Source organism: Pseudomonas kribbensis, from assembly GCF_003352185.1.
GTDB classification, from domain to species: Bacteria; Pseudomonadota; Gammaproteobacteria; order Pseudomonadales; family Pseudomonadaceae; genus Aquipseudomonas; species Aquipseudomonas kribbensis.
This window is the reverse complement of record NZ_CP029608.1, coordinates 5,877,711-5,894,128: the sequence shown is the minus strand read 5'-3', so window position 1 is coordinate 5,894,128 and position 16,418 is coordinate 5,877,711. Positions and strand designations below refer to the sequence as shown.

The window sequence follows — 16,418 nt, the reverse complement described above, 5'->3', positions numbered from 1 at the left end:
GCGAACCCCGTGGAGTGAGCATGACAACAACAATTTCCCCCGACTCGCGCTGGACGCGGCGGCGCGACGAGAAGCAGCGGCGCCTCGACAAGGTGCGCGGGCTGGCCGACGGTGCGGTGTTGCCCACCGACAGGATCGTCGCGGCGCTTGAGGCGCTGATCCTGCCCGGCGACCGTGTGGTGCTGGAGGGCAACAACCAGAAGCAGGCGGATTTCCTTTCCCGTGCTTTGGCCAAGGCCGATCCTGAAAAGCTTCACGACCTGCACATGATCATGCCCAGTGTCGGTCGCTCCGAGCATCTGGACCTGTTCGAACGCGGCATCGCCCGCAAGCTCGATTTCTCCTTTGCCGGCACCCAGAGCCTGCGCATCAGCCAGTTGCTCGAAGACGGCCAGCTGGAAGTCGGCGCGATCCACACCTACATCGAACTCTACGCCCGGCTGGTGGTGGACCTGATCCCCAACGTCGTGCTCTCGGCCGGGTTCATGGCCGACCGGGCCGGCAACATCTACACCGGCCCGAGCACCGAAGACACTCCGGCGCTGATCGAGCCGGCGGCGTTCAGCGACGGCATCGTCATCGTCCAGGTCAATCAACTGGTGGACGATGTCAGCGAACTGCCCCGGGTGGACATTCCCGCATCGTGGGTGGATTTCGTGGTGGTGGCGGACAAGCCGTTCTACATCGAACCGCTGTTCACCCGCGACCCGCGTCACATCAAGCCTGTGCACGTGTTGATGGCGATGATGGCGATCCGCGGGATCTACGAAAAACACAACGTGCAGTCGCTGAACCACGGCATCGGTTTCAACACCGCGGCCATCGAACTGATCCTGCCGACCTACGGCGAATCCCTCGGCCTCAAGGGCAAGATCTGCCGCAACTGGACCCTCAATCCGCACCCGACTTTGATCCCGGCGATTGAAAGTGGCTGGGTCGAAAGCGTGCATTGCTTCGGCACTGAACTGGGGATGGAAAACTACATCGCCGCCCGTCCCGACGTGTTCTTCACCGGCCGCGACGGCTCGCTGCGTTCCAACCGGATGTTCTGCCAACTGGCCGGGCAATACGCGGTGGACCTGTTCATCGGCGCGACCCTGCAAGTCGATGGCGATGGCCATTCTTCAACCGTAACCCGTGGCCGCCTCGCCGGTTTCGGCGGCGCACCGAACATGGGCCACGACCCGCGCGGCCGGCGTCACGGCACCCCGGCGTGGCTCGACATGCGCCACGACGATTCGCAGCAGCCGATGCTCGAACGCGGCAAGAAACTCGTGGTGCAGATGGTCGAGACCTTCCAGGAGGGCGGTAAACCGACCTTCGTCGAAACCCTCGACGCGGTAGATGTGGCGAAGAAAAGCGGCATGCCGTTGGCGCCGATCATGATCTACGGCGACGACGTCACCCACCTGCTGACCGAAGAAGGCATCGCCTACCTGTACAAGGCGCGTTCGCTGGAGGAGCGTCAGGCGATGATCGCTGCCGTCGCGGGTGTCACCGCCATCGGCCTGCGCCACAACCCGAAAGACACCGAACGCATGCGCCGCGAAGGTCTGATCGCCTTGCCCGAAGACCTCGGCATCCGCCGCACCGACGCCACCCGTGAATTGCTGGCGGCGAAGAGCGTGGCCGATCTGGTCGAGTGGTCCGGCGGCCTCTACAACCCGCCCGCCAAGTTCAGGAGCTGGTAATGCACGCACTCAACCTGAAAGCGAAACCTGTTTCCTTGGCTGACCGGTTAGCGGATCTGGCCGTGGACGCGCTGATCGACGAAGCCGACCTGTCGCCGAAACCGGCTCTGGTCGACCGTCGCGGCAACGGTGCGCACACCGACCTGCACCTGGGATTGATGCACGCCTCGGCGCTGGCGTTGTGGCCGGCGTTCAAGGAAATGGCCGAGGCCGCGCTTGAGTTCGGCGAGATCGGCTTGCCGCTGCGCGAAGCCATTGGCCGCATCGGCCGGGAAGGCGAACAAGCGATGCTCGCCACCACCCACGGAGTGAACACCCATCGCGGTGCGATCTGGGCGCTGGGCCTGCTGGTCACGGCTGCGGCGCTGGAGACGAAATCCACCAGCGCTGGCGCCGTTACCCTACGCGCCGCACGTCTGGCGTTGCTCGATGACCGTCATGCGCCGCGTCCGCTGAGCCACGGCGCGCAAGTCGCCCAACGCTACGGCGCTCGCGGTGCCCGGGAAGAAGCGCAGCTCGGCTTCCCGTCCGTGGTGCAGCGTGGCCTGCCGCAGCTCAAGCTCAGCCGCGCCACCGGCCATGGCGAACAGAACGCCCGGCTCGATGCCTTGCTGGCGATCATGACCGACCTCGCCGACACCTGCGTGCTGTATCGCGCCGGCGAACCGGGTCTGCACGCCATGCAGCACGGCGCCCAAGCGGTGCTCGACGCCGGGGGCAGTGCCAGCCTCACCGGTCGCCGTCGCCTGCACGAGCTGGATCAACAACTCATCGCATTGAATGCCTCGCCCGGTGGCGCCGCCGACTTGCTCGCCGCCACGCTGTTGCTCGACAGGTTCGAGCGCGACGGCATCCTTCAGGGAGCGTTTTGATGGAAACCTTATCCTTTGAATTCCCCGCCGGGCAGCCGCCACGCGGTCGGGCGCTGGTCGGTTGTGTCGGCTCGGGCGATCTGGAAGTGCTGATCGAACCGGGCCTGGCCGGCAAGCTGACGATCAATGTGCAGACCTCGGTCAACGGCGCGCAGCAGCGCTGGCTGCATCTGTTTGCGCGGATGTTCGACGGCACCACGCCACCGGCGATGGCCATCGATATCCACGACTTCGGCGCGACCCCGGGGGTGGTGCGCCTGCGCCTGGAACAAGGCTTCGAGGAGATCGGCCATGACTGACACCTCGGCACTTCTGTACAAACATTCGTTCGTCGAACTCGGCGCACGGCAGCGGGCGAAAGCCTTGCTCGATGCCGGCACCTTCCGCGAATTGCTCGACCCGTTTCAACGCGTCATGTCGCCTTGGCTCGAACGTCAGGGCGTGGTGCCGCAGGCCGATGACGGCGTGGTGATCGCCAAGGGCAACCTCGACGGTTTGCCGGTGGTGATCGCAGCGATCGAAGGCGCGTTTCAGGGCGGCAGCCTCGGTGAAGTCGGCGGCGCCAAAATCGCCGGCGCGCTGGAACTGGCCGCCGAAGACAACCGCAAAGGCATTCCGACCCGCGCCATCCTGCTGCTGGAAACCGGCGGCGTGCGCTTGCAGGAAGCCAACCTCGGACTGGCGGCGATTGCCGACATCCACGCGGCGATTGTCGATTTGCAGCAGTACCAACCGGTGGTCGGCGTGGTGGCCGGCAGCGTCGGTTGCTTTGGCGGCATGTCGATTGCCGCCGCCCTGTGCAGCTACTTGCTGGTGACCCAGGAAGCACGCCTCGGCCTGAATGGCCCGCAGGTGATCGAGCAGGAAGCCGGGATCGAGGAATATGACTCCCGCGACCGGCCTTTCATCTGGAGCCTGACCGGTGGCGAGCAACGTTTCGCCAGTGGACTGGTGGATCGTTATGTCGCCGATGACGTGATGCAGATTCGCCAACAGGTCGGCGAGTTGTTGCAACAGGGCTTACCGGCGCAACCGCGCAGTCAGCGGGCCGAGTGGTTTCTGCAACGGCTGACGAGTCTGGACACTGACAAGCAAATCGAGCCTTCGGTGGTTCGCGATCTGTATCAAGGAGAGCGCTCATGAGCGGTTATTCCGTGCGCGGTTTGAACTGGTTCAATGCCTTGAGCGCCGGGGCGAATGCCGTTGAGGGTTTGCCGCCATCGCTGATGGTCGCTGACGGGGCACTCGGGCGTTTTATCGCCGTGGTCGCCGATCCGGACAACCGTTTCCCTCGCGCTCGCAACGGCGAAGTCGGTTTGCTCGAAGGCTGGGGCCTGGCCAAGGCTGTGGATGATGCGATCACCGCCGACCAAGACAAAACGCAAAAACGTCCCTTGATCGCCATCGTCGATGTGCCGAGCCAGGCCTACGGTCGTCGCGAAGAAGCCCTCGGTATTCATCAAGCCTTGGCCGGTGCGGCGGACGCCTACGCCCGGGCTCGCCTGGCTGGACATCCGGTAATTGCGCTGCTGGTGGGCAAGGCCATGTCCGGAGCGTTTCTGGCCCATGGTTATCAGGCCAACCGCTTGATCGCCTTGCGTGATCCGGGGGTGATGGTGCATGCGATGGGCAAGGCGTCGGCGGCGCGGGTGACTCTGCGCAGCGTCGAAGAGCTGGAAGTCCTGGCGTCCAGCGTGCCGCCGATGGCCTATGACATCGACAGCTATGCCAGCCTCGGATTGCTCTGGGAAACCTTGTCGGTGCAACAGATCGAACAGCCGACGGCGGAGGATCTGGCGCGGGTCGGCGAATGCCTGAAGCAGGCCATCGGCGATATTGGCGCGACGGATTTGAGCAACCGTCTCGGCGCTAAAAATCGCGAAGCCTCCAGCCGCGTGCGTGAACTGCTGAGGGCGCAGTGGTGAACATTCCACTGGCCCACGATCTGCTGTGGGGCATGACGCCGGCGCAGCTGCCGGCGGATGCGCCGCAGTGGGCGATTGATTCGCTGGCGGCCGGGCAACCGGTGGTGGTGCGGCGGGCGTTGAGTGAAGACGGGCTCGTCGCGGTGGGCGTGCGCGGTCGTTTGCGCGAGCAGCGGCTGGCGGCGTTCATGCCTGTCGATTCGGTTGCCTGTCGGGTCAGTCCGGAAGCGCTTTGTCATGTCGAGAGCGAACGTGATCTGCCGGTCATGCGGGCGCTCCGGCAACTGCGGCCGGTGCTCGATGATTGTGGTTGGATCTGGGGCATCAGCGGCAGTGCCGGGTTTGAACTGGCGAGCGGGTTTGCAGCCATGCACGAGGCCAGCGATCTCGACTTGATCCTGCGTACACCGCAACTCATCACCCGTAATCAGGCACGCAAACTGGTTGCGGTTTTCGATCAGGCGATCTGCCGGGTCGACATGCAATTGCAGACGCCACTCGGTGCCGTCGCCCTGCGCGAATGGGCCGGAAACGCTTCGCGGGTGCTGCTGAAAAACGCCCATGAAGCCTGTCTGGTCAGCGACCCGTGGAATCCGCAGGAGCAGGCAGCGTGAGCAGCCTGCTGGTGTTTCCCGGCCAGGGCGCGCAGCAGCCCGGCATGCTCCAGCGTTTGCCTCGGGAAACGCTGATCGAGGCCAGCGATAGCCTCGGGGAAGACGTTTTGCAGCTGGATTCCAGCGAAGCGTTGCGCAGCACCCGGGCGGTTCAGCTCTGTCTACTGATCGCCGGCGTCGCGGCCTCGCGGCAGTTGTTGCAGGACGGACTCACCGCCGATTACGTCGCCGGCCTGTCCATCGGTGCCTACCCGGCAGCGGTGGTCGCCGGCGCGTTGAGTTTCAGCGATGCGTTGCATCTGGTCAGCCTGCGGGGTGAGTTGATGCAGCGGGCTTATCCACAGGGCTTCGGCATGACCGCGATCATCGGTCTGCAACTATCCACAGTCGTAGATTTGCTGGCTCAGGTGCACGGCGCAGAAACGCCGGTTTACCTGGCCAACATCAACGCCGATAACCAGGTGGTGATTGCCGGCAACGACAAGGCGATGCAAGCGGTTGCCGAGCTGGCGCGCAGTCGTGGCGCCGGGCTGGCAAAACGTCTGGCGGTCAGCGTGCCGTCGCACTGCCCGCTGCTGGATGAACCTGCGCAGACACTCGCCGAGGCGTTCGCCAACGTGGAGCTGAAAACACCCAAAATCGCTTACCTGAGTGGCAGTCGCGCAAGGCCTGTGACCAAGGTAGAAGCGCTGCGCGACGACCTCGCCTTCAACATGTGCCGCGTGGTGGACTGGCGCGGCACCGTGCAAAGCGCCTACGAGCGCGGCGTGCGACTACAGATCGAACTGCCGCCCGGTGCGGTGCTGACCGGGCTGGCGCGCCGGGTGTTCGAGCAGGGGACTGTCACTGCCTTCGACAATGCCCGGCTCGACACCTTGCAGGCGCTGTTGCGTGAGGAGGAGGGCCGCCGACCCTAAATCACCGACTCAGGCTTCGAACAACAAAAACAACATTCGACGATGCACTTTGAGGACTACAACAATGATTATTTACGGTGTGGCGCTGCTGGCGATCTGTACGTTGGCAGGGGTGATCATGGGTGACCTGCTCGGCGTGTTGCTGGGGGTCAAATCCAACGTCGGCGGGGTCGGCATCGCCATGATCCTGTTGATCTGTGCGCGGTTGTGGATGCAGAAGCGCGGCGGCATGACCAAGGACTGCGAGATGGGCGTCGGCTTCTGGGGCGCCATGTACATTCCGGTGGTGGTAGCAATGGCCGCTCAACAGAACGTCGTCACCGCCCTGCACGGCGGCCCGGTGGCGGTGCTGGCGGCAATCGGTTCGGTGGTGGTCTGTGGCTGCACCATTGCCCTGATCAGCCGCACCCACAAGGGTGAACCCTTGCCCGACGAACCGGCGGAAGTCTCCCCGGTCGGCACGCCGGTAGGAGGTCGCTGACATGTGGGATCTCATTGAAAAAGGTCTGGAACACAACGGTCTGATCACGGCGTTCGCCTTCGTCGGCGTGATCATGTGGGTCTCGGTGATCCTTTCCAAACGCCTGACGTTCGGGCGGATTCACGGCTCGGCGATTGCCATCGTCATTGGCCTGGTGCTGGCCTGGGTTGGCGGGACCATGACCGGTGGGCAAAAGGGTCTGGCGGATCTTTCGTTGTTCTCCGGCATCGGTTTGATGGGCGGCGCGATGCTGCGGGATTTCGCCATCGTTGCCACGGCTTTCGAGGTGCAGGCGACCGAGGCGAAGAAGGCCGGGTTGATTGGCGTGATTGCGCTGCTGCTGGGCACGATCCTGCCGTTCATTGTCGGCGCGTGCATGGCTTACGCGTTCGGTTACCGCGATGCGGTGAGCATGACCACCATCGGCGCGGGTGCGGTGACATACATCGTCGGCCCGGTGACCGGCGCGGCGATTGGCGCGACCTCGGATGTGATGGCGCTGTCGATTGCCACCGGGCTGATCAAGGCGATTCTGGTGATGGTCGGCACCCCGGTGGCGGCGCGCTGGATGGGCCTGGATAACCCGCGCTCGGCGATGGTGTTTGGCGGGCTGGCCGGGACGGTGAGCGGCGTGACGGCGGGGCTGGCGGCGACGGATCGGCGGTTGGTGCCTTATGGGGCGTTGACCGCGACCTTCCACACTGGGCTTGGTTGCCTGCTTGGGCCTTCGCTGCTGTTCTTCATTGTTCGCGGGATTGTGGGCTAGGTTCGGATTTTGAGTTGTCTGGGCTGACGCTTTCGCGAGCAGGCTCGCTCCCACATTTGGAATGCATTTCCCTGTGGGAGCGAGCCTGCTCGCGAAGGGCGCGACGGGGTGTCAGGCCTGGCGATTCGCATACATCCGACACTCCGCCAGCAACGCCAGCAAATTCGGATCCCGCTCTTTAGCCTTCAAAAACACCACCCCAATGTGCTGCTGCAACCGGTACTTTTCCTGCAACGGAATCAGCTTCACCCGGTTCTCGTACACCGCTGCAATCCTCCCCGGCAGCAACGCATAACCCACCCCCGAGCTGACCATGCTCAACAGGGTGAAGATGTCGTTGACCTGCATCGCCACCTTAGGCTCGAACCCCGCCTGCCTGAACACCCGAATACCGTCCTGATGAGTGGCGAAGCCCTGGGTGAGGGTGATGAAGGTTTCGTCGCGCACCTCCGCCAGGTCCACTTCGCTGCGTTGGGCGAAGCGGGAGTCGGCGGGGGTGGCGAGGAAAATGTCGTCGGAAAACAGTGGGATCTGCTCGCAATCCGGGTCGTTGACGCTGTCGTCCAGTGACACCAGGATCGCGTCGACTTCCATGTTTTTCAGCTTGTAGAGCAGGTCGATGTTCGAGCCGAGGATCAGGTCGATGTTGAGTTCGCTGCGGCGGATCTTCAAACCCATGATCAGTTGCGGCACGGTCTTTACCGTCAGCGAATATAGCGAGCCGAGCTTGAAGCGTTCAGCCGAGAACCCGGCGGCTTCGCGGGTCAGGCGCACGCTTTCGACCACATCCTGAATCAGCTTCTGTGCGCGTTCTTCGAGCACGTAGGCACTTTCCAGCGGCGTCAGGTTGCGGCCTTCGTGCTTGAACAGTGGGCAGCGCAGGGCGCTTTCCAGCGAATGGATCGCGCGGTGCACGCTGACGTTGCTGGTCTGCAATTCGGCGGCGGCGCGGGCAAGGTTGCCGGTGCGCATGAAGGCGAGGAACACCTCGAGTTTCTTCAGGGTCAATTCTTCGTCGATCAGCATGGCGCGGACTCTTCTTGGTATCGCTCGATTGTGCCCAAATATCAGGACAGGTGCAGGCCCGCGTTGAACGGAAACATTGCGCTTTTACGCTCAAGGCCCGAGCCTTGCGCGCTGCGGTAATGAAATCGAGGTGTGCGACACATGTATCACGGAGAAAAACTGAACGCCTGGACGCATCTGGTCGGGGCGGTAGCGGCGTTTGTCGGGGGCGTCTGGATGCTGGTGATTGCCAGCCTCGACGGCAGCCCTTGGAAGATCGTCAGCGTGGCGATTTACGCCTTCACCTTGCTGGTGCTCTACAGCGCGTCCACCGTGTACCACAGCGTGCGCGGGCGCAAGAAAGCGATCATGAAGAAGGTCGATCACTTTTCGATCTACCTGCTGATCGCCGGCAGTTACACGCCATTTTGTCTGGTGACCCTGCGCGGGCCGTGGGGCTGGACGTTGTTCGGGATTGTCTGGGGGCTGGCGCTGATCGGCATCCTGCAAGAGATCAAGCCGCGCTCCGAGGCGCGGATCCTGTCGATCGTGATCTACGCGGTGATGGGCTGGATCGTGCTGGTGGCGGTCAAGCCGCTGATCGACGCGCTGGGGACAGCGGGGTTTGCCTGGCTGGCGTCGGGCGGCGTGTTGTACACCGTGGGGATTATCTTTTTTGCCCTTGATCACCGGTTGCGGCATGCCCACGGGATCTGGCATCTGTTCGTGATCGCCGGGAGTTTGCTGCACTTTGTGGCGATTCTGTTTTACGTCCTTTAAGGGCGCATCAATCGGTCGAGTTGTTCCCGGGCGCGCTGACTGAAGATCTGCAGCAAATCATTCAAGGTGTGGGGCGGAGGTTCGGTGGCGCGGGTCACCGCGTACAGCGTGATCGGCAGCGGCGGGGCGAGTGGGCGAATTACGGTACTGGTCGGCGAAGCTCCGAGTGCCGTGAACGGATCGATTACCGCCACGCCGGCCCCGGATTCAACCATCGCCCGGGCCAGTGAGTAAGTCTGCACGGCGATCCGCACACGCGGCGGCGGCTCTACCGCTTCCAGATAACTGTCGAGGCGCGCAGCCAGCGGATCGGCGCTGGACAGCCCGATCAGCGGCGCCCCGGCCAGAGCCATCAGCGGCAACGGCTGACCGGCCTCTTCCTCGGGCCAGTAACCTTTCGGCGCCAGCGCCACCAACACACCCGCTGCCAATGCCTGTGCCTTCAGTCCCGGGTGATCCGGCAACTGTAACGTCAGGGCCACGTCCACTTCGCGCATCAGCAGGTTCTGCGTCAGCTCGCGGCTGTGGGCGCTCGACAGTTCGCAGGCGATGTCCGGGAACTGCGCCGTCCATTGCTGGATCGCCGGCGGCAGCAACGACAGCGCCAGCGCCGGGGTCGCGCCGATCCGCAGGCTGTGGCCGGGCTCGCGACGCAGGCTCTGGGCCAGGCGCCGCACGCCTTGCAGGCTTTCCGTGACCTTGTCGACTTCGCGCTCCAGCTCCAGCGCTTCCGGGGTCGCCTGCAATTTGCCGCGCACCCGCAGAAACAACGGAAAGCCCAGCTGCTGCTCGGCGTGCTGCAGCACCTTGGTCACCGCCGGTTGCGAGACGTGCAGCAACTGCGCAGCGGCGCTGACCGAGCCGGTCTGGCGGATGGCCTGGAAAATCTCGATATGACGAAGGCGCATGACGATCCCATAACCTTTGTTTATAGGTCTGGCATCTTTATTCATTGTTCGGCGCCTGTCACCTCACCCTAACCTCGGCCTCGTCTTCAAAAAGAATTAAGGACGGACATGGCTCAGCGTGTGTGCATCATCGGCGGCGGTGTGATTGGCCTGGCAACGGCCTATGCGCTGGTGCGCGACGGCTTCGAGGTGACGGTGGTCGAGGCGCGGCAGTCGCTGGGCAGCGAAACCAGTTTCGCCAACGGCGGCCAGTTGTCCTACCGCTATGTGGCGCCGCTGGCCGATGCCGGCGTGCCGTTGCAGGCCATCGGCTGGATGCTGCGCGGCGATTCACCGCTGAAACTTCGCCCGCGCCTGGACCCGGCGCAGTGGCGCTGGATGGCCTCGTTTCTCGCCGCTTGCCGCACCTCGGTCAACCGGGAAAACGCGGCGCATCTGTTGCGTCTGGCGCTGTTCAGCCAGAGCACGTTGAAACGCTGGCGCGAGGACGACGGACTCGTCGGTTTCAACTGGCGGCGCAACGGCAAACTGGTGACCTTCCGTAACGCCGCCAGCTTCGATCATGCGCGCCAGGTCCTGGCCGATCCGCAGCAACAGCAGGTGTTGTCCGCCACCGAATGTGCGCAACTGGACCCGGCACTGACCGATGCGCCGTTTGTGGGCGCGATCTACACGCCGGATGAAGAAGTGGGCGACTGTCACGGTTTCTGCCAACAGTTGGCGGCGCGATTGAAAGCGTCGGGCCGCTGCGAGTTTCGCCTCGGTCAGGCAGTCACCGGCATTCGCCACAACGTCGGCGCTGTCGCCGCGATTGAGCTTGGCGACGAAACCCTGCCGGTCGAACAACTGGTGATCGCCGCCGGTCATCGCAGCCCGTCACTGGCGCTGCCCGGCCTGCGCCTGCCGTTGTATCCGCTGAAGGGCTACAGCCTGACCGTGCCGATTGGCAGCGAGCATCGGGCGCCGGACGTGAGCATCACCGACTACGACCGCAAGATTGTCTACGCGCGCATCGGCGAACAGTTACGCGTGGCGGCGATGGTCGACATCGTCGGTTTCGATCCGGCGGTGGACCCCGAGCGACTGGCACTGATCAAGCGCCAGGCCCGCGACACCTTTCCCGATGCCGGCAACTACGACGCCGCAGTCGAATGGGCCGGCATGCGCCCGGCCACCCCCACCGGCGTACCGCTGCTGGGCGCCACGGCGTATCGCAATCTGTGGCTCAACCTCGGCCACGGCGCGCTCGGTTTCACCCTGGCCTGCGGCAGCGGGCAGTTGCTCAGCGAACTGATCGGTCAGCAGCGTACATCGATTGATCTGCACGGGTTCAATCCCCGTGCGGCGTGAACGCCAAATGCTTAGAAATCCCCCCACAGTTGCTGCGCCACCGCCAGCGCCACAACCGGCGCCGTCTCGGTGCGCAGCACGCGCGGGCCGAGGCGGGCGGCGTGGAAGCCGTTGGCCTTGGCCTGCTCGACTTCGGCGTCGGACAAACCGCCTTCGGGGCCGATCAGGAATGCCAGAGTCGATGGTTTGGCGTGGCTGACCAACGGCTCGGCCACCGGGTGCAGGACCAGTTTCAATTCGGCCTCGGTCTGTTTCAGCCAGTCCGCCAGCAGCACCGGTGGATGAATCACCGGCACCCGCGAACGACCGCATTGCTCGCAAGCGCTGATCGCCACCTGGCGCCAGTGCAGCAGGCGTTTGTCGGCACGTTCGTCCTTGAGCCGGACTTCGCAGCGTTCGCTGAAGATCGGGGTGATTTCATTCACGCCAAGCTCGGTGGCTTTCTGGATCGCCCAGTCCATCCGCTCGCCCCGGGACAGGCCCTGACCGAGATGGATGTGCAACGGTGATTCAACCTGACCGGCGAACTGCTCGTCGATCTGTACCACGACGCGCTTCTTGCCGACTTCCACCAGCGATCCGCGAAACTCGTGGCCGGAGCCGTCGAACAGCTGCACCGCATCGCCCTCGGCCATGCGCAGCACGCGGCTGATGTAATGCGCCTGGGCTTCCGGCAGTTCGTGTTCGCCGGTGCTGAGCGGGGCGTCGATAAAGAAGCGGGACAGTCTCATGGTGGTTCTCTAGAAAATTGAATCAAGATCGCTGTTCTGGCGAGTGACGCTTAGCCCGGATCACGGAATCCGGGATGGAAATCCTTCGGCACCGCCACGCTGACGCTGTCACGGGTAGCAATGTCGATGCCTTCGCTGGCGACTTCGGCGAGGAAGTCGATCTGCTCCGGGGTGATCACGTACGGCGGCAGGAAATACACCACGCTGCCCAGCGGACGCAGCAACGCGCCACGCTCCAGCGCGTGCTGGAACACCTTCAGACCGCGACGTTCCTGCCACGGATAGGCCTCTTTCGTGGCCTTGTCCTTGACCATCTCGATGGCCAGCACCATGCCGGTCTGACGGACTTCCGAAACATTCGGATGATCCACCAGATGCGCGGTCGCAGACGCCATGCGTTGCGCCAGCGCCCGGTTGTTCTCGATCACGTTGTCCTGTTCGAAGATATCCAGGGTCGCCAGCGCCGCCGCACACGCCAACGGGTTGCCGGTGTAGCTGTGTGAATGCAGGAAGGCGCGCAGGGTCGGGTAATCGTCGTAGAACGCGCTGTACACCTCGTCGGTGGTCAGGCACGCCGCCAGCGGCAGATAACCGCCGGTCAGGGCTTTCGACAGGCACAGGAAGTCCGGGCGGATGCCGGCCTGTTCGCAGGCGAACATCGTCCCGGTGCGGCCGAAACCGACGGCGATTTCGTCGTGGATCAGGTGCACACCGTAGCGGTCGCAGGCTTCGCGCAGCAGCTTGAGGTACACCGGGTGATACATGCGCATGCCGCCGGCGCCCTGGATCAGCGGCTCGAGGATCACGGCAGCGACGCTGTCATGGTTTTCCGCCAGCGTCTGCTCCATGGCCGCAAACATGTTGCGCGAGTGTTCTTCCCAGCTCATGCCCTGCGGGCGCAGGTAGCAATCCGGGCTCGGCACTTTGATGGTGTCCATCAGCAGCGCTTTGTAGGTCTCGGTGAACAGTGGTACGTCGCCGACCGCCATCGCCGCCATGGTTTCGCCGTGGTAGCTGTTGGTCAGGGTGACGAAGCGTTTCTTGTTCGGCTGGCCGCGGTTGAGCCAGTAGTGAAAGCTCATTTTCAGCGCGACTTCGATGCAGGACGAACCGTTATCGGCGTAGAACACCCGGTTCAGGCCCTCCGGCGTCATCTTCACCAGACGCTCGGACAGCTCGATCACCGGTTGATGACTGAAACCGGCCAGAATCACGTGTTCCAGCTGATCGACCTGATCCTTGATGCGCTGGTTGATGCGCGGATTGGCGTGGCCGAACACGTTGACCCACCAGGAACTGACGGCATCCAGGTAGCGTTTGCCTTCAAAGTCCTCAAGCCACACGCCTTCACCGCGCTTGATCGGGATCAGCGGCAGCTGTTCGTGGTCTTTCATCTGGGTGCAGGGATGCCACAGCACCGCGAGATCGCGTTGCATCCACTGGTTGTTCAGGCCCATGTTCAGTCTCCTCGAGGCGGCTCGCGTCAGGCGCGGGCAAACAATCGCGCAAGCCTATGCAATGCGTCGCGCCGGGACAACCCATTGCGTCGATTGAGCTACTTTGTATGGGCCGATAGACGTCGCTGGCGGCGTTTTGATGGCTGACGTATTCTTCGCGGTTCTTTGGGTCGACTGACCCGCAAAACTGCTTTTTTCCTACGTGTTTTTCCGGAGTTCGCTGAATGTCTGTCGGTTGGCTGCGCGCCTGTGCGCTTGTGGTGTTGGGGCTTTTCAGCGTTACGGCGCTGGCCAAGGATAAAACCGCGATCGTGATCGGCGGCGGCCTGTCGGGCCTGACCGCGGCTTACGAACTGCAGAACAAGGGCTGGCAGGTCACGCTGCTGGAAGCCAAACCGAGCCTGGGCGGTCGCTCGGGCATGGCCACCAGCGAGTGGATCGGCAACGACAAGGCTCAGCCTGTGCTGAACAAGTACGTCTCGACTTTCAAACTGAGCACCACGCCGGCCCCTGAATTCGTGCGTACCCCGGGTTATCTGATCGATGGCGAGTATTTCTCTGCCGCCGATCTGGCCACCAAGCAACCGGCCACTGCCCAGGCGTTGAAAACCTTCGAAAAAACCCGTGACGATCTGGCGCGCTCGATTGACGATCCGCAGAACCCGGCGGCGACCAACACCCTGCACGCACTGGACCAGATCAACGTGTCAAGCTGGCTCGACAAGCAGAACCTGCCTGCTACTGCGCGTCAGTTGATCAACCAGGATATCCGCACCCATTACGACGAACCGTCGCGTCTGTCGCTGCTGTACTACGCACAGCAGAGCCGCGTTTATCGCGGCGTGTCCGACCGTGACATGCGCGCTTCGCGTCTGGTCGGCGGCAGCCCGGTGCTGGCCCAGGCCTTCGTCAAGCAACTGAAAACCATCAAGACCAGCTCGCCGGTTTCCGCGATCGTCCAGGACAAGGACGGCGTGACCGTCAAGGTCGGCAGCGTGGGCTACCAGGCAGACTACGTCGTACTGGCGGTGCCATTGCGCGCCCTCGACAAGATCCAGCTGACCCCGGCCCTGGATGCCCAGCACCTGGCCGCGATCAAGGGCACCAACTACGGTTGGCGCGACCAGATCATGCTGAAGTTCAAGACGCCGGTCTGGGAAAGCAAGGCGCGGATGTCCGGTGAGATCTACAGCAACACCGGTCTGGGCATGTTGTGGATCGAACCAGCCCTGAAGGGCGGCGCCAACGTGGTGATCAACCTGTCCGGCGACAACGCCCGCGTCATGCAGGCCTTCGGCGACAAGCAGATGGTCGATCAGGTGCTGATTCGTCTGCACGCGTTTTATCCACAGGCCCGTGGCGCGTTCACCGGTTATGAAATCCGTCGCTACAGCACCGACCCGTCGACTGGCGGTTCGTACCTGGCCTTCGGCCCGGGCCAGATCAGCAAGTACTGGCGCCTGTGGGAGCGTCCGCTGCAGCGCGTAGCGTTCGCCGGTGAGCACACTGACACCCTGTACCCAGGCACCCTGGAAGGCGCTCTGCGCACCGGTCAACGTGCAGCCAGTCAGGTTGAAGACCTGGCGGCAGGCAAATCCTTCGAACCGATCAAGGTCGGCCCGGCGGCCGCCACCGCAGCAGCGGCGGCAGGCGCAGCAGGTGCGGCCACGGCGGCGAAGAAAGGCAATTTCTTCACCAACCTGTTCGGTGGTTCGGATGACGAGAAGAAACCGGAGCCAGTAAAAGCCCCAGAGCCGGCACCAGCTCCAGCCGCTCCGGCGCCTGCACCGACTCCGGCACCTGCGCCAGCCCCGGTGGAAGCGCCGAAGCCAGCGGCTCCGGTGAAGGCCGAGCCAGCCAAGAAAGCACCGGCCAAGCCGGCAGCGAAAAAACCTGCGGCCAAGACCGAGGCGAAAAAAGCCCCGGCCAAACCGGCAGCGAAAAAGGCTGAACCGGCGAAGAAGCCAGCCGCAAAACCGGCTGCGGCCCCGGCAGCAGCGACCGATACCAAAGCGCAGTAAGGCTTTGCGGTGAATGAAAAAGCGCGGCTTTCAGGCCGCGCTTTTTTATTGCCTGAAAGATCGTAATCGCGAGCAGGCTCGCTCCCACAGGAGATTGCATTCCAGCTGAAGGAACACAGTCGAATGTGGGAGCGAGCCTGCTCGCGATGGGATCAACGTGGGCACTGTAAATTGAAGACCTGTCAGCTAATCTCCCGTCACACTTTTCCCCTTTAATCTTTCCTTAACCCCCTTGTTCAAGACTCTTGATCGTATTTCTCGATATTTCAAAGCGAAATTTTCCGCTTTAATTCGATAGATAACTCGCTAGTCTTGGTTCGCAGTTCTCACAGGATTTGGGCAATGCAGCTACGTAATTCTTCTTCGCGCTACGGTTGGGTCAGCATCTTCATGCACTGGGGTGTGGCGCTGGCGGTCTTCGGGCTGTTTGCGCTCGGTCTGTGGATGGTGGGGCTGGATTACTACAGCACCTGGCGCAAAGACGCGCCGGATCTGCACAAGAGCATCGGTCTGGTGCTGCTGGCTGTGATGGTGTTGCGGGTGCTGTGGCGCTTTATCAGTCCACCGCCGCCAACGCTGCAAAGCTACAGCCGCATGACCCGCATCGGCGCCAGGTTCGGCCACGGGTTTCTGTACCTTGCGCTGTTCGCCGTGATGATTGCCGGTTACCTGATTTCCACCGCAGACGGTGTCGGGATTCCGGTGTTTGGCCTGTTTGAAGTTCCTGCACTGGTTTCCGGACTACCGGATCAGGCAGATACCGCCGGGGTGATTCACTTGTACCTGGCGTGGGCGCTGGTAATTTTTTCCGGCCTCCATGCGTTGGCAGCATTGAAGCACCACTTTATCGATCGTGATGCGACCCTCACTCGAATGCTCGGTCGCAAAGCCTGAAGCTCA

17 protein-coding genes are annotated in these 16,418 nt (G+C 63.1%); 13 read left to right on the top strand and 4 right to left on the bottom strand.

Going from position 1 to position 16,418, the window contains the following annotated elements; all coding sequences use genetic code 11:
* Positions 1 to 20 precede the first annotated feature (20 nt).
* The 9 genes from mdcA (at position 21) to madM (ending at position 7,266) form a co-directional block, all read left to right on the top strand.
* Positions 21 to 1,691 (top strand): malonate decarboxylase subunit alpha, encoded by a 1,671-nt coding sequence (mdcA, locus tag DLD99_RS27005; RefSeq protein WP_114886077.1) that lies wholly within the window; start codon positions 21 to 23, stop codon positions 1,689 to 1,691.
* Positions 1,691 to 2,563 carry a triphosphoribosyl-dephospho-CoA synthase gene (locus tag DLD99_RS27000; protein ID WP_114886075.1) on the top strand — a complete coding sequence of 291 codons (873 nt, stop codon included), beginning with the start codon at positions 1,691 to 1,693 and terminating at the stop codon, positions 2,561 to 2,563. Before mdcA ends, DLD99_RS27000 begins: the two co-directional genes overlap by 1 nt.
* Entirely contained in the window at positions 2,563 to 2,862 is a 300-nt protein-coding gene (locus DLD99_RS26995; RefSeq protein ID WP_114886073.1) for a malonate decarboxylase subunit delta, read from the top strand. Before DLD99_RS27000 ends, DLD99_RS26995 begins: the two co-directional genes overlap by 1 nt.
* Complete coding sequence (locus DLD99_RS26990; protein WP_114886071.1) at positions 2,855 to 3,706, top strand: biotin-independent malonate decarboxylase subunit beta; 852 nt, start codon at positions 2,855 to 2,857, stop codon at positions 3,704 to 3,706. The genes DLD99_RS26995 and DLD99_RS26990 overlap by 8 nt, the downstream gene beginning before the upstream one ends.
* Positions 3,703 to 4,488, top strand: a complete 786-nt coding sequence (gene mdcE, locus DLD99_RS26985) for a biotin-independent malonate decarboxylase subunit gamma (RefSeq protein ID WP_114886069.1) — start codon at positions 3,703 to 3,705, stop codon at positions 4,486 to 4,488. Before DLD99_RS26990 ends, mdcE begins: the two co-directional genes overlap by 4 nt.
* The gene (locus DLD99_RS26980; protein ID WP_114886067.1) at positions 4,482 to 5,102 is read left to right on the top strand and encodes a malonate decarboxylase holo-ACP synthase; all 621 of its coding nucleotides are present in this window, start codon (positions 4,482 to 4,484) and stop codon (positions 5,100 to 5,102) included. The genes mdcE and DLD99_RS26980 overlap by 7 nt, the downstream gene beginning before the upstream one ends.
* Positions 5,099 to 6,019 carry a malonate decarboxylase subunit epsilon gene (mdcH, locus tag DLD99_RS26975; RefSeq protein ID WP_114886065.1) on the top strand — a complete coding sequence of 307 codons (921 nt, stop codon included), beginning with the start codon at positions 5,099 to 5,101 and terminating at the stop codon, positions 6,017 to 6,019. Before DLD99_RS26980 ends, mdcH begins: the two co-directional genes overlap by 4 nt.
* 64 nt (positions 6,020 to 6,083) lie before the next feature.
* A complete protein-coding gene (gene madL / locus DLD99_RS26970) occupies positions 6,084 to 6,500 on the top strand; it encodes a malonate transporter subunit MadL (RefSeq protein WP_085709094.1) in 417 nt (138 codons plus the stop codon).
* 1 nt (position 6,501) lies between these two features.
* Entirely contained in the window at positions 6,502 to 7,266 is a 765-nt protein-coding gene (madM, locus tag DLD99_RS26965; RefSeq protein ID WP_085709095.1) for a malonate transporter subunit MadM, read from the top strand.
* A 111-nt stretch (positions 7,267 to 7,377) separates the two neighbouring features.
* Here the strand turns inward: madM and DLD99_RS26960 are convergent, their stop codons facing one another.
* Positions 7,378 to 8,292, bottom strand: a complete 915-nt coding sequence (locus DLD99_RS26960; RefSeq protein WP_114886063.1) for a LysR family transcriptional regulator — start codon at positions 8,290 to 8,292, stop codon at positions 7,378 to 7,380.
* A 141-nt stretch (positions 8,293 to 8,433) separates the two neighbouring features.
* Here DLD99_RS26960 and trhA point away from each other — a divergent pair, with 141 nt between their 5' ends.
* Complete coding sequence (gene trhA, locus DLD99_RS26955; RefSeq protein ID WP_114886061.1) at positions 8,434 to 9,051, top strand: PAQR family membrane homeostasis protein TrhA; 618 nt, start codon at positions 8,434 to 8,436, stop codon at positions 9,049 to 9,051.
* On the opposite strand, the gene DLD99_RS26950 is transcribed toward trhA, so the two are convergent.
* The gene (locus DLD99_RS26950; RefSeq protein ID WP_114886060.1) at positions 9,048 to 9,959 is read right to left on the bottom strand and encodes a LysR family transcriptional regulator; all 912 of its coding nucleotides are present in this window, start codon (positions 9,957 to 9,959) and stop codon (positions 9,048 to 9,050) included. The two genes, trhA and DLD99_RS26950, sit on opposite strands and share 4 nt — an antisense overlap.
* 108 nt (positions 9,960 to 10,067) lie before the next feature.
* Here DLD99_RS26950 and DLD99_RS26945 point away from each other — a divergent pair, with 108 nt between their 5' ends.
* Positions 10,068 to 11,309 (top strand): D-amino acid dehydrogenase, encoded by a 1,242-nt coding sequence (locus DLD99_RS26945; protein ID WP_114886058.1) that lies wholly within the window; start codon positions 10,068 to 10,070, stop codon positions 11,307 to 11,309.
* An 11-nt stretch (positions 11,310 to 11,320) separates the two neighbouring features.
* Here DLD99_RS26945 and DLD99_RS26940 read toward each other — a convergent pair whose 3' ends face one another.
* Positions 11,321 to 12,040 carry a 16S rRNA (uracil(1498)-N(3))-methyltransferase gene (locus tag DLD99_RS26940; RefSeq protein ID WP_114886056.1) on the bottom strand — a complete coding sequence of 240 codons (720 nt, stop codon included), beginning with the start codon at positions 12,038 to 12,040 and terminating at the stop codon, positions 11,321 to 11,323.
* A gap of 50 nt (positions 12,041 to 12,090) precedes the next feature.
* Entirely contained in the window at positions 12,091 to 13,497 is a 1,407-nt protein-coding gene (locus DLD99_RS26935) for an adenosylmethionine--8-amino-7-oxononanoate transaminase (protein WP_114886054.1), read from the bottom strand.
* A gap of 224 nt (positions 13,498 to 13,721) precedes the next feature.
* On the opposite strand from DLD99_RS26935, the gene DLD99_RS26930 reads away from it, so the two are divergent.
* A complete protein-coding gene (locus DLD99_RS26930; protein ID WP_114886052.1) occupies positions 13,722 to 15,518 on the top strand; it encodes a flavin monoamine oxidase family protein in 1,797 nt (598 codons plus the stop codon).
* A 342-nt stretch (positions 15,519 to 15,860) separates the two neighbouring features.
* Positions 15,861 to 16,412: a cytochrome b gene (locus tag DLD99_RS26925; protein WP_114886050.1), complete on the top strand. Its 552-nt coding sequence runs from the start codon at positions 15,861 to 15,863 to the stop codon at positions 16,410 to 16,412.
* Positions 16,413 to 16,418 lie beyond the last annotated feature (6 nt).